Source organism: Lactonifactor longoviformis DSM 17459, assembly GCF_900129135.1.
Classification (GTDB): Bacteria; Bacillota; Clostridia; order Lachnospirales; family Lachnospiraceae; genus Lactonifactor; species Lactonifactor longoviformis.
This window is the reverse complement of sequence record NZ_FQVI01000007.1, coordinates 130,660-144,858: the sequence shown is the minus strand read 5'-3', so window position 1 is coordinate 144,858 and position 14,199 is coordinate 130,660. Positions and strand designations below refer to the sequence as shown.

The 14,199-nt window shown below is 49.2% G+C and carries 8 protein-coding genes and 1 pseudogene; 1 reads left to right on the top strand and 8 read right to left on the bottom strand.

The window, feature by feature from the left end; genetic code table 11:
* Positions 1–3 precede the first annotated feature (3 nt).
* Positions 4–1,899: a heavy metal translocating P-type ATPase gene (locus BUA56_RS08985; RefSeq protein ID WP_072851057.1), complete on the top strand. Its 1,896-nt coding sequence runs from the start codon at positions 4–6 to the stop codon at positions 1,897–1,899.
* Positions 1,900–1,930: 31 nt separating this feature from the next.
* Here BUA56_RS08985 and BUA56_RS08980 read toward each other — a convergent pair whose 3' ends face one another.
* The 8 genes and pseudogenes from BUA56_RS08980 to BUA56_RS08945 form a co-directional block, all read right to left on the bottom strand.
* On the bottom strand, positions 1,931–3,940 hold the full coding sequence (locus BUA56_RS08980; protein ID WP_341443412.1) for an EAL domain-containing protein: 2,010 nt from the start codon (positions 3,938–3,940) through the stop codon (positions 1,931–1,933).
* A 103-nt stretch (positions 3,941–4,043) separates the two neighbouring features.
* Positions 4,044–5,150 carry a hypothetical protein gene (locus tag BUA56_RS08975; RefSeq protein ID WP_207650926.1) on the bottom strand — a complete coding sequence of 369 codons (1,107 nt, stop codon included), beginning with the start codon at positions 5,148–5,150 and terminating at the stop codon, positions 4,044–4,046.
* A gap of 112 nt (positions 5,151–5,262) precedes the next feature.
* A pseudogene (locus tag BUA56_RS08970) lies at positions 5,263–5,904 on the bottom strand (ABC transporter ATP-binding protein); the annotation flags it as partial.
* A complete protein-coding gene (locus BUA56_RS08965; protein ID WP_072851049.1) occupies positions 5,889–6,605 on the bottom strand; it encodes a hypothetical protein in 717 nt (238 codons plus the stop codon). The pseudogene BUA56_RS08970 and the gene BUA56_RS08965, both read right to left, overlap by 16 nt.
* A complete protein-coding gene (locus tag BUA56_RS08960; protein ID WP_072851106.1) occupies positions 6,602–7,057 on the bottom strand; it encodes an RNA polymerase sigma factor in 456 nt (151 codons plus the stop codon). Before BUA56_RS08960 ends, BUA56_RS08965 begins: the two co-directional genes overlap by 4 nt.
* Before the next feature lie 372 nt (positions 7,058–7,429).
* Complete coding sequence (locus tag BUA56_RS08955; protein ID WP_072851048.1) at positions 7,430–9,211, bottom strand: extracellular solute-binding protein; 1,782 nt, start codon at positions 9,209–9,211, stop codon at positions 7,430–7,432.
* 1 nt (position 9,212) lies between these two features.
* Complete coding sequence (locus tag BUA56_RS08950) at positions 9,213–11,363, bottom strand: ATP-binding protein (RefSeq protein ID WP_072851046.1); 2,151 nt, start codon at positions 11,361–11,363, stop codon at positions 9,213–9,215.
* On the bottom strand, positions 11,356–14,118 hold the full coding sequence (locus BUA56_RS08945; protein ID WP_423241192.1) for an EAL domain-containing protein: 2,763 nt from the start codon (positions 14,116–14,118) through the stop codon (positions 11,356–11,358). The genes BUA56_RS08950 and BUA56_RS08945 overlap by 8 nt, the downstream gene beginning before the upstream one ends.
* Between the last annotated feature and the right edge of the window lie 81 nt (positions 14,119–14,199).

Sequence of the window (14,199 nt, the reverse complement as noted above, 5' to 3'; positions counted from 1 at the left end):
CCTATGTTAAAAAAGCTGAGTATTCTATGTTCCGGGCGGAAAGCAACTGTTATATCCGGCATTTTTCTGCTTTTCAGTCTGTTTCTCCTGCTCACCGGAACGAAATTTCCTCTGGATCCTGCCTGGATAACGGTTATTCTGTCAGGATATCCTCTCCTGTATCTTGCTCTGACCAGACTGTATTATAAAAAATGGATCTCCTCTCCGCTCCTCATCTCCATTGCCATGACAGCATCTCTGTGTATCGGAGAGCTGTTTGCTGCCGGAGAGGTAGCCTTTATTATGGCAATCGGTGCGCTCCTGGAAGATATGACCGTAAACCGTGCGAAAAAAGGGCTCTCAAGCCTCATGGCACTGGCACCGGCAGAAGGCCGGAGACTGAGAAAGGAACAGGGTGCCTGGATACAAGAGCTTGTTCCTGCCGCCCAGATCCGGACCGGCGATCTTCTCCGGGTTCTTCCCGGTGAAACCATACCGGTGGACGGCGTCATCGTCTCCGGCGATACCTCTGTGGACCAGTCTGTCATAACAGGGGAATCTCTCCCCGTCGACAAAAGCACAGGCGATGAGGTTTACTGCGGTACCGTAAGCTGCTTTGGCTCCATTGACATGGAAGCAACCTGTGTGGGCAAAGACTCCTCACTCCAGAGGCTTATCCGGATGGTAAGAGATGCCGAAGACAGCAAAGCACCCATGCAGCGCATTGCAGACCAGTGGTCTGTATGGCTGGTCCCCATCGCTCTTCTCATCGCAGCGGGTACCTTTGCCGTGAATCTGTTCCTGGGTCTCCCTGCCATGGCTGCTCTGAACCGGGGGGTAACCGTTCTGGTCGTCTTCTGTCCCTGCGCCCTTGCCCTGGCAACCCCCACCTCAGTTATGGCAGCAATCGGCCAGGCCACAAAACACGGAGTAATTATTAAATCCGGAGAGGCCCTGGAAGCAATGGGGAAGGTGGACACCATTGCCTTTGACAAAACAGGAACCCTCACCCAGGGAAAACTGGAAATCAGCGATATTATTCCATTTCAGGATACTCTGGATGAGCAAACCCTTCTGGCCATTGCAGCCTCGGCGGAGGCAAGAAGTGAGCATCCGCTGGGAAAAGCCATCGCCGCATATGCTGAGGAAAAGGGGATATCTCTCCGGAACTCTGAAAACTTTCATATGGAACCCGGAAAAGGAGTTTCCTCTGAAGTGTCGGGAAAAACCATCTACTGCGGCAGCGCATACTATTTGTCAGAACACAGTATTCTGCTCTCCTCTAAAGAAAAAATGGTACTGGAGCAGCTTGGCACCCAGGGAAAAGCCGCCGTTCTAGTGGCCGATAGGGATTCCTGTCTGGGGGTTCTCTCCCTCTTAGATGTGATGCGTCCGTCTGTCCGGAGCATGGTGTACCGGCTCTCCAAAATGGATACAGAGACCCTCCTGCTCAGCGGGGACAGCCAAAGAGCAGTTCTTTACTTTGGGACACAGGCCGGTATCGAATCCGTCTGTGGGGAATTGCTTCCGGAAGAAAAGGTGAAATACATTTCACAGCTTAAACAAAAAGGGCGGACGGTCTGCATGATTGGGGACGGGGTAAATGATGCTCCCGCCCTAAAAACAGCCGATGTAGGGGTAGCCATGGGCAGTATAGGCACCGATATTGCGGTAGAGGCTGCAGATATCGCCCTCATAAGTGATGATATCTCTAAGATTCCTTATCTGAAGCGCCTCGCCCGCTCCACACTCCGTACCATTAAGGGAAATATCGCCCTGTCAATGTGTATTAACGCTGCTGCCGTTACGCTTTCTGCCTTCGGCGTACTGAATCCGGTTACAGGGGCACTGGTGCACAACGCAGGCTCTGTTTTAGTAGTCCTCAATGCCGCACTTCTCTATGACAGAAGGTTTCTGTGACAATTCCGCAAAAAAACCACCGTCCCGCTCTCTATGCGGGATGGTGGTTTACTTGTGTGGCCCTTCGGTTATTTTCTGCTAAAAACCGCTCCATATCCTCCTCAGACAGGGGTCTGGAATAGTAATACCCCTGAATCTGATCGATTCCTGCATCAATTGCAGACATTACCTGCTCTTCTGTCTCTACCCCCTCTGCCACTACCTTCATATTCAGAGCCTTAAATGTATTTACAATATGTTTGATTGCAGCAGCTGACGTTATATTGCCCGTAGAAGCCCACATGATACTCTTGTCAATCTTGATAGTGCCAAAGGGAATACTGATAACCGTCGCAAAATTCGAATAGCCTGTCCCGAAATCATCCAATCCCATCTTAATCCCATACTTACCCATCTCAGCGGCAAACTCTGTTACCGTCTGCGGACTGTCGGCAAGGGTGCTCTCTGTAAATTCTATCTTTATGGCTGAGGCAGGGATTTTATTCTGTCTTATAATTCCCAGAACCTTTTCCTGGAGATCCGGCTGCGAAAACTGTACTCCGGAGAAATTTACGTGAATAGAACCCACCGGAATCTTTTTCTCCAGAAGCCGGTTGATAAACTTACATACTTTATCCAAAATCACATAGGTAATGTCTATGATAAGTCCTGTCTCCTCAGCGATGGGTATAAACTCTGAGGGATAAATAGGCCCTATGGGAGATTCATTTATGCGCATAAGGGATTCTGCAAATTGAAAGTTCCCTTCTTTTACAGAATAGATAGGCTGATAATACATCTCAAAGCTTTGGTCTGCCAGCTTATCCTTCAGTATCCGGACAATTTCTCCCCTTCTCCTCAGCTTCCCCAGCATTGCTTTATCACAATGACAGACCGTACCGTACTTACCGGATTTGGCCTGGGAGACTGCATACTCAATGGCATTAATTATATTTTCCAGTGTAGAGTCCACATCAGACCGGCGGATAATCCCAATGACCACTTCCGGATCAAGCCGATAATCATCCAGCTGCCAGGGCTTAGTCATACGTTCTTCTACCGCCTGCACACAGCGAATAATCATTTCATCACTTTCATGAGTAAACAAAATTGCGAACTCGTCTCCGCTGAAACGATATACTCTGCCGACGGGTCCGAACCTGCAGAGAAATCTCCCAAATTCCTGGAGGAACTTATCTCCCCGCTGCTGCCCGCAGGTATTATTAATAAGCCGGAATTCCCTGAGAGATACGACCATCAGCGTAAACGGCTCTCCGGCAGATCTCTTTAGTATCAGCTCAAGCATGTCCAGAAGCTCCCGCCGGTTTGGCAGATTTGTCAGATAATCCAGTGAAATCTGTTTGTTCTGAATGTGCAGATAAATAATCAGCAGCGCGCAGGTAGCCGCTGACCCGGACAGTATAATATTCGGATACATCTGCTGAACTATGATTACCAGAAACGCCAGCACCGGAAAGGCGGCAAGTATCCTGCGTATCTTTCGATCTGTTTTTTTATAGTTAACAACTGTTATTATTATGCTTGCCACACAGTAAGCATAAAAAATAATATAGGTTGCCACAATATAACGGCCTCTGACATAACCGCCTGCAGCCGTGATATTAAATATGTTCTTTGTGAGAGGATTCATAAAGACAATTGCTGAGTATACCGCTCCGGGTATAATGCCTAATCCCAGAATACGATTCAGTCCCCGCCCCTCTGGGTATAGAATGGAAACGGCATAGAAAAAATATGCCATTCCCATAAGCGGCGTCATAATAAAATAAACCGTGGTCACTGTCCAGATGAGCCATATGGGAACCGTATCGCTGTGATAAATCATAATAGTTGACAGGATATTCGTCAGCATAGCCCCGAAGGTAACCAGTAAGCACCACTGAAAAATCCTGTTTTTTAAAGTCGGAAGAAAGCTTCCGCTTCTGGAATAAACCCATATAATTACCAGAATGACCAGGGAAATAGCCTCCGGCGCAATATTCCACTCCAAATTCTCTACCTGCTGTTTTTCGAATAACGAATCCAGTCTTATCCTTTCCACACGCGTATAAGGCTAGTATAACATACAAATCAGGTTTTCGCGACCTTATCCCGCTGTCCAAGCCCAACCGGACCGTGCACTCCTTTCCGAAAATCTGCCGGAATCATCTTGCATTCACCTGGTATTTTTGGTATAGTTTCCCTCCTGCGGCAGCCAGAAGAACTGACATAACGGTGTATGCTATGGCCGCAGACTGATAATTTGTCAAATGCTTCCCCAGAACAGAAAGGAGTCTGTCGTCCCACAACTGCCATTTTATCAGCAGTGTTGTGGGCAGAAGATCGTAGAGCTGTGACGGGATCCTCAGCCAGTACGGAATGTCGACTAACATTGTGAATACCATGCCTCCTGCTAACACGCCCATAACTCCGGCACTGTTTTTTAAACATTCGGACAGAAACATCGTTGCAATGCTATAAAGTATGGATACGATGATAAATAATACAAACAGAGTCATAACTGCTCTGCCAACACTCACCGGCCGTGACGATAACGGCAGCACTGCTTGAAGGGCTGCATAAAACCCATCGGATCCGTAGATAAGAATGCTTGTAATAACACTCACTGAAAAAAGCAGGACCGCCAAAATCATGCCAAAAGTTATGCCTGCAAGAATTTTAGCATGGTATAGATTCTTTCTGCCACACCGGGTGCACAGGATAAGCTGATCTGTCCTGCGTACATGTTCCATAGAAAAAACATTGGAGAGGCAGACTGCAATTAACAGTAACAGCATAAAATTCAGCGCATAAATATTGTCAAACACATCTGCCCATCCGTCTGCATATGCATAAATAAATGGGGTTTCTATCTCTTTTTCCTTTCCCAGCCAATATGTGATTTCCCCATCTGTCAGCATTTGCTCCCTCCAAATCCGGGTAAGGTTATTCCTTCGGGCGCTGTACAAAGCGGCCTCATCTGCTGTCAATGCCTCTTTGCTGTCACCTGTTATTTTCTGCACATAAGAATAGACAGCGGCATACTTGTCTGCACTCTCTTCCTCCTTCCCTTCAGCTTCCTGCATTTCCGAAAGCAGGATATTGTCTATCGCTCTTCCGGATAAGTCTCTCGCATATTCTCTGCTCATTTTCATCATCTCATATCCGCTGATCTCTTCCCCGTCATCGGTAATATAGGAAGCACCCAGCAGATTACTCAAACTTATGCCCGCACAAAGAGCCAATGTAACTGCACATGCAATCCATACCATCCTCCGATGCAGAATTTTCTTAAGTTCATATATATATAAAGCACCTGTCCTATTCATCTTCCACTTCCTCAAACTGTTGTAAATAGAATTCCTCTAAATCTTTCCGGCTGCCGTCCCAGCTGCCCTGAAAAATCAGCTGTCCTTCATTCATGATTAGTACGGTATCAGCTATATGTTCAATATCCGAGACTATATGCGTAGAGAGCAGAACAATACTCTCTTTGCCCAGTTCACGAATCAAATTCCGAAACCGGACCCTCTCTTTTGGGTCAAGTCCCGCAGTAGGTTCATCCAGGATAAGAATCCGGGGTGCATTTATCAATGCCTGGGCTATCCCCAGCCGCTGCTTCATACCGCCGGAATAGGTTTTGATTTTTTTGCCCGCAGCCTCCTGCAAAGATACTGCTTTTACTAATTCCTGAGCTCTGCGCTTAGCCTGGGGCTTTGGCAAACCTTTCAGAGCGGCCAGATAGAGCAAAAAGTCCATTCCCGTAAAGTCAGGATAGTAGCCAAAGTCCTGGGGCAGATATCCCAGATTCGAACGGTATTCCTCGGTTGACGCATCAAATCCCTGAAAGGTAATGGTTCCGCTGGTGGGCTTTAAAACTCCGCAGATCATTCGCATTAATGTGGTTTTTCCTGCCCCGTTAGCTCCCAGCAGACCGTAAACACCTTTGTAAAGCTTTAATGAAATACGGTCAACTGCAATTTTATTCTGATATTGTTTCGATACTCTGTCTATGATAAGCTCCATGTCAGTTCCTCCGTCAGTTGAATCATCTTGGTTATCCCCTTTATTGTGAGTACGGCTAACAGCAGGAAAGCTGCCATCCACCAATGAAAACATCTCACATAGAAGAGTTCCGGCAGCATGGTTTGAACGAACAGATTCATTCCGCTGACAGCACCGGCTGCCCCCATGCAGCTGTAGACAGCCTCTCTTCCCTGGAACTTCCTCACTATCCAAAGCCCCGATACCGTCGTCAGTAAATAAGGCACTAAAAGATATACGCCTGCCTGTAAAATAGTGGCTGTGTTATTCCTATTTCCAAGTGGGATCAGCAGGCACAGCAGGGCAAGATGAACCATCTCCAGAATCCCCATGCGGGCAAGCACAACGCTTCTCAGGGAAAACCTGGACGCCATCTCCAGCTCAGCCATATCATAAATCCTTGACCTGCCGCTTTCTGTTGCAATAGATAATGCCAAAAATGGAAGGAGGGACGAAATCAGCCATAGAATATCCCGCTCCATAAAACATGCGCCCAGTAAAGATACGGCAAATAACCCTATGGATACTGCCCAGATCCATTTTTGAATATATCCTGCCTGAGAGATCATAAAAGAAATATTACTCATTCCGGGCTGGGGTATGGTTCTGAAAAACTCTTCCTTGTGCTGAGGCGCGGGAGCCTCAAAGGCGTCCTGCAAAGCCTTTCTCCTATCTTGTTTCACGAAAACTCCTCCTTTTCCAGCAGCTCCTGTAATTGTTTCAGAGCCTTTGTTGTTTTTCTATATACTGCAAATCTTGACATCTTAAAAATTTTACAGATGCTCATCACAGGTACTTCGTTGACATAGCGAAGAAGCAGAAGCTCGCGTTCCTCCTCCGTTAGCTGGAATAACACTTTTTTGAGGGAAATAGCAGTGAGAAGCTTCTCCTCAAGATCAGCATCTGCCATATTATCATGCAGTTCTTCTGTTGTTTTTCGTTTCCGGTATTCATCAATGCATAAATTACGGGCAATGGTATACAGATACTGTAAGGCACGTCCCCGGTCCCGGTATCCTTCACTTTCTAAAAACCGAAGAAAGGTTTCCTGGGTGACATCCTCTGCTGCTTCCCGCTGATGCAGCCTATAGTAGCAATAGCGGTATATTTTGTCATATTGTTCTTCTAAATCCATGGACACGGCTGGGAAACCTCCTTTCACTATGTATAACGCAGGAGCAGGGCCGGATGTGCGGCGAATTGAGATGTTTTGATTATTCATTATACCTAAAATAAGCGGTGCAGGGAAGTGATCCCTACACCGCTATATTTGCAATGGATAATGCTTCTTGTCACCTGCGTATGTGTTTTCAGACGCCCTTTTTCCGCGTTCCGGTAGTAAACCTCCTGCTGAGGCTTTTCAATGGGGAAGGAGGATGCTATCGCAGTCTTTCCGCTGAATTACCTCCGTATAAGACGCCCAGACGAGAGCGCTGATCCCTTCCAGAACAGCCAGACGCGTCATATTCCAGTAAAATGATTATGGCTCAATGCCGGCAGACCTTGTTTACTGTGCGCATTCGGGCGTAACGGTTCCAAGCCCCATGATGTACTCACGCCAGAAATCCTTCCAGACGATACCGCTTAAAGTCACAGCATCCTTTAAGGGGGATTTTTCTCCGCAGTCGGCAGGTGAAAAGACCACTGTGTAGGTTTCCCCGTCCTTCAGCTCTTCCGGGGCAAGCCCCGCACTGATAAAGGGCAGATAATCGGTATGCCCCGCATCGTTTGTGACATTCAGTCCTTCTTCCATGAACTGTCTGATCTGGGCGCCCGTCATGTCCTTAGTGGAAACAGGTTCGTTATAGCGGGGGCCAATGGGTATATCAATATTCGTGGTGTCCAGGTCCCCCTGATAGTATTTTCCGTTGGCAGCCGCAGCCAGATGTATGCCCGGGGTATAACGCTGCACCGTACACAGAGCAATGTCTCCAAGTCCCGTGGCATAGAGCGCGTTGGCCACCAGCCGGGTGGTCTGCTCTGTGGTCAGATCCTCGCTCACTGTGGCCAGCACGTTGCCGGAGCTCTGATTTTTAATGGTATCCTGGCGAATGGAGTCCATCAGTTCAAACGCCCCGTCCAGATCGCCGCCGGCAGTGACGGACTCCCGAAGGTATTCCCCTGTCAGGGCCAATATATCCTCATAACCAGGGTACAAAAACGGCGCGGAATGGCCCCGGTTCATAGTTTCATTGAGAGGAACAAATTCCTCGGGCAGCCTGGCGGTGGTGCCGGCAAGTGGCAAAATATCCGCTTCGCTGGAGCGCAGCAGCTCCTGGCCCTCCTCGGTGGAGAACAGCTTCAGCAGCTTCAAAGCATTTTCCAGCTTTTTCTCGTTGCCCGGATCGCCAAGACGCTTATTGAGTCCGATTTTAATGCCGTAGTTGGTAGCACAGAACCCACTGTCCCCGCCCAGGCCTTGTAAGGGGAAGGTCCCAAATTCGTCCGTAGACTCCTTGATCTCTCCCAGAAAGAAGGACTGCCCGCCCACCAGATACGTCATGGCACACTCACGGTTAATCAGCATTTTAATGCCTTGCTGATCACTCATATCTACCTGCACGGAGTCGAACACCCCGGCGTCCATCCAATCCTTCAGCAGCGCAATGCCGGTACCGAAGCCCTCCCGGGAGGATGCCTCGCCCTGTGCGAACTGCTGCGCCCAAGTAACGCCGTCCGCCGTCATCAGGAAGTTGCAGTGAGATAATTCGCTCATCAAGGTAAAGTAGGTGCCGGAATACAAACCAGGCAGCGTCATAGGCAGCATTTCGTTTTCGGAGCGAATGGTTTTTGCTAAAGAGATAAACTCCTCGTGGTTCGTTGGTACCTCCCAGCCCTTCTCCTCAAATAATGTTTTGTTATAGGCGATCCCCCGGGCAGTGGTGGGTCCCTCCAGCATATAGATCCCGCCGTCCACCGAAAGGTTAGACAAGACGCTTGCCTTATAATTCTGCACAAAGTCATAACCGGAGAGGTCCAGCAGGGTTTCCTTCCGGATACCTCCCTCCGGTGCGTAAGTTGAAAGAATAATGTCGGGCAGATCATTGTGCGCAAACCGCTCCTGGGTATGCACAGAAACAGCGGCTCCTAAATAAGGCTGCACATCAAAGGTGATCTCCGGGTCTTCCGCGGTTAGCTTGTCCATCAGCGGTTCAATGCTGTGGTTGGGGAGCAAAATGCTGAGGGATTGGTCCTCTTCCGCGCCGCTGCACCCAGATAGGGTATACGTCAGCACAGCCGCAAGCAGTGCTATGGCAAGCATGGGGAATTTGGTATACGTTTTTCTCATGTTACTCTCCTTTTTTCCTGTCAGGATGATATTTATAGAGAACGGCTTTGATCCTGCCGAGATCCAGGGGTTTTGCCAGATGGTCATTCATACCGGCCGCCCGGGTCCTCTCCACATCCTCGGCAAATGCATCTGCCGTCATCGCCACGATGGGTATGTTGGCGTCACTTCGGGGCAGGCTGCGAATGGTGCGGGCAGCGGTCAAACCGTCCATCACCGGCATACGCAGATCCATAAATATGAGATGATACTGCCCCTCTGGTGAGGCGGCAAACCGCTCCACGGCCTGCTGTCCGTCGGCGGCCGTATTCACGGTCACGCCAAGCTCCTCAAGGATGTCTGATGCAATCATCCGGTTGAGCTCGTTGTCCTCCGCCAGCAGTACGCGCATGCCAGTCCCCTGGGCCGGCGGCTCCCCGTTCTCCTCTTGGGCCTGAACCGGCAGCGAGACGGCAAGCGTAAGGGCCACAGAAAAGCAGCTCCCTTTTCCGGGGGTGCTATCCACCTGAATGTCACCCTGCAGTTTTTCCACCAGGCTTTTGACAATGGACAGCCCCAGGCCCGTGCCCTTGTACTGCGTACGGCTGCCGCTGTCTTCCTGGCTGAAGGGTTCAAACATACGGGCCACAAACTCCGGGGACATACCAATCCCGGTGTCACACACCTCAAAGGTATACAGGGCAAACCCGTCCCTTGGCTCCTCCTGGGCCGCGCGCAGGGTAATAGAACCCTTTTCCGGAGTGAATTTCACTGCGTTGCCCAGCAGGTTTGTCAGGATCTGATTAAGCAGCAGCTCATCGCTCTCCACACAACAGTCTTTCAGCCCGTCGGTCTCTACTTTTACTGCAATGTTTTTTTCTCTGGCCAAAACCTCAATGTTGGTGATACACCCATGCAGCAGTGCGTGAATGTCCAGGGGCGCTGCGTGGACCTCCACCTTGCCCTGTTCGATTCTGGACATATCCAGGATGTCGTTGATGAGCAGCATCAGCTGATGGGAGCTTTGGTTAATCTTGTTCAGATAGCCCGCCGGATCCTTGTAGTCCCGTATGGCAAGATGGCATATCCCCATAATGCCGTTAAGAGGCGTGCGGATGTCGTGGGACATATTGGAAAGGAAATCGCTCTTGGACTGGCTGGCCTGCTCTGCCGCCCTTAGGGCCGCCTGCTGTGCTTCCAGTGTTCTGCGCGCGTTCAGACGCATAAACAAGATCAGTACGATGGACAGCGCAAAAGCGATTCCCGCCATCTGCATAATTAGCTTCTGCACGAGCTCCGTTGTTCCGCCGCTTACCTTTTCCTCAGGTATAAATAAAATCATCGTCCAGCGCTCCGCAACAGGGGCACAGGACACGAAATAGCGCCTATCCTGAAGCTTGAGCTCTCCCGTAAAGAATTTCTGCGCCTCTACTGCGCCTACAAATGCCTCATAGCTGGTGTCATACAAGAATTCGGCGTTTTTCAGCGCAGTTATGACATTATAGGACGGAAGAATCTCGGTGTTTGTGGTTTGATGATACAGCCGCGTACCGTCTGTTTTTGTGATGTAGGTAGAGTTGCCTACGCCAAAGGAAGAAACCTCCAGTTCGGGGAGCAGAATGTGCATATCGATTGTAAGAGTGACATGTGTCACTGTAACTCCATCGGTCAGTACTATAGGCTGAGGCAGCCGCTGAAGAAAGAGCATCTGCTCGGTACCATCTGTAATGGATTCGCGTATTGTAATCTGATGTTCGGGAAGATCCGTTGGCAGCATTCTGGGCAGCGGCCAGCGAGTAACCGTACCGTCCCAGTTGTAGCTGTTGCTGGCGGAATCAATGCAGCCAAAAGTCCAGGGAGAATTGTCATCGCTCTTCTGGCTCATATCCACAAGGCTGTCCACAAGCTGAAGGGAACTGCTCGCCGGGAACCGCTGTATGGTATAGACCAGTTGGTGCAGCTTTTCCCATTCGCTTTTAATGGAAAGATTGACCAGCTCCGAACTCTTTTTCGCGTTCTGATCCATACTATACAGCCGCTGGGTGTATAGCTGTTCATCCAATGAGGAAGCAAAAAGCACACAAAGTGCCAGTACTAGTATGACGGCAATCAGCATCAGGGGAAGAATATAATTACGCTTACGGAAGGCAGTTTTTTTCATTTTGTCACTCACGGGCATTCTCCTTAAAACCTTGCAGACTTTCGTCCTCATTTCTCCACAAACAGCTGCTGCCCTTATGGTTTGTTTTTGCACGGTATAGTGCCATATCTGCCTGCCGGAACACTTCGTCCATCCCATTTTCCAAGTTTTCCGAGATAACGATGCCCGCAGAAGCAGACGCCTGTATGTCCTGCTCAAACGTGTTTTTTTTCAGCGCCCGGCAGATTCCTTCCACTCTTTTCACCACCACATCTGCGGACTGTATCTGCTTTAAGATGACAATGAACTCGTCCCCGCCGTATCTGGCCAGAATATCACTTTTTCTGGACTGCGCGCGAATCAGCCTGGTAATTTCTTGGATGATCCGGTCGCCTTCTGTATAGCCCAGTGTATCATTGGTCTTCTTCAAATCATCCAGATCGAACAGGCAAAAAGCGAACGGAGTATCCTCCTTTCCCATCGTATGGATCGCAGCTTCCAATCCACGGCGGTTGAGAAACCCCGTCATATGGTCCCGATTGGCCTCGTTTTGCAGCGCATGTTCCCGTTCTTGAAAGGATGACAGCCGGATCGCTTTCAGCGTCCTTTTAAGCAGGCTCTTTGCTGTGTGCGGTTTATCCGCATAATCGAAAGCTCCCAGTTCAAGCGCCCGCTCCTCCGCCTCCGAATCCTGTGCTCCCGTTACCAGAACCGGTATATTCCATACCTCCAGTTCATCCTTGAGCATCTCGAACACAGTAAATCCGTCCAGGCCCGGCAGTGACTTACTGATAAGAACAGCGGCTAGCTGATCCTTATACTGGGTGACAAAGGTTAAAGTAGAATCAGCCTCTGTACTATGTATAACCTGAAAGTGTCTGGAAAATGTTTTTTCCACTTCCTTCCGATACTCTTGATCCACATCGGCAATTAAAAGGAGCTGCCGCAGGGGTCTGAGCCTCATGCCAAAGTGCGGTGCCGCGATGCAGTCATTATCCTCCACCAGCAGTTCTGCAGCCCGTCTTTCTTTTAGCAGCGCCTCCAAATCTTGGATTGGCATGGGTTTTGCGAAATAATACCCCTGCACATAGTCGCACCCGGTTTCCGCCACCCGGTCCAGCTGCTCTTTGGTTTCCACCCCCTCTGCCACTACGCTCAGCCGCATCCGGCGCGCAAGCTCCACAATGGTCTGCAGGATGCCTTGGCCTACGCTCTTTCCAGTTTCGCCCTGAATAAATTTCATATCCAATTTCAAAATGTCAAGAGGCATTTGATTGAGCATATTGAGTGAGGAATAGCCGCTGCCGAAATCGTCCATCTCAATGATAAAGCCTAACTCACGCAGCTTTGTAATCGTCTCAATGATCTGGGCGGGCTGTTCCGTATAGGCACTTTCCGTGATTTCAAGATGAAGCCGGGATGGCCTTAGTCCATGCCTGCGGACTGTATCCATCAGGATTTCAATAATATTTATATTGTAGATATCCGCCCTGGATACATTCACCGAGATGGATATAGGCAGATACCCCTTCTCGTCCCATTCCCGCAGAGTGGAGCAGGCTTTGTCCCAGACAAATTGATCCAGTTTGGCAATAAAACCGTTCTTTTCGAATAAAGGAATGAATTCGGCTGGTAACTGGAATCCCCATATGGGATGGTTCCAGCGAATCAGTGCTTCCGCTCCCACCAGCTTATTGTCCCTGATTCTGTATTTAGGCTGCAGATAGAGCATAAACTGACCTTCCGACAGGGCGGTTTCCATGCCGTCGATAATGGCCTGCTGACGCAGCAATTCTCCACGGAGCTTATCGTCATACGCAGCAAAATGCTTTCCATATTGTCCCTTAATGCTTCGTGCCGCCAAAAGAGCCCGATCGCACATCTGCTCCACGGGCAGCGTCCGATCTTCCACATAATAGATCCCCCACTTCATGACGACGTTCTGGGCGTTGGGAAGCGCATTGACCTGTTCCAGAGTGCTGGCAAACATGTCTGCTGTGTATACCTTGTTGTTTTCCAGCAAACAGACAAATTGGTCTGCGTTCAGACGCCCGCAGATACCTTTATCCCCTACCATTTGACGATACTGACCCGCAATGCCCTGCAGGAGCCGATCTCCCGCCGCCACACCCAAGATATCGTTGATCAGCTTGAAATTTTCAATATCGGATGCAATGAGGTCGAACTGACGCTCCGGATACTGCTGAAAAATTTCACGTACCCGCTGATAGAAATACTCCTTGCTGTAAAGCCCGGTAAGGCGGTCATACTGAAACTGATTGATCATGGCTGCGGTCTCCCGCAGACGGATAATGCTGGCAACCCGGTGAAGGATAATCCGGGCTTTGTATGGCTTGGGCACAAAGTCACTGGCACCGTGGGATAAGGCACTCACTTCATCCGCCTCACTGTCACTCTGAGTTGTCACAATGACCGGGATAGAGGAGAAGGACGAATTGGCCTTAATATGTGAGAGAAACGTATATCCGTCCATCACAGGCATATTGATGTCTAATAGAATCAGCGAAATCTCCTCATGCCGGGATTGTAAAACTTCAAGTGCTGCCTGTCCATTATCCGCCTCTAAAACCTGATACGCAGAAGCCAGCAGATTGTGCAGTACCCCACGGTTGATCTCATTGTCCTCTACGATCAATACTGTCTTCAGCATTGGCATCTGTATATCACCCCCATTTTCCTCAGTAACCTCAAACGTATCTGTATATACTTTGGAATCTTTGCAGTTTGCACTCCCTGAGTCCGGCCGGTCCTTATGTTTTTTTACCATGCATTATACCCCTGCTTTCAGGTAAGAATATAAATGTGAACCTTGTCCATAACTACCTAACTTATATTATAAGGAGGATGA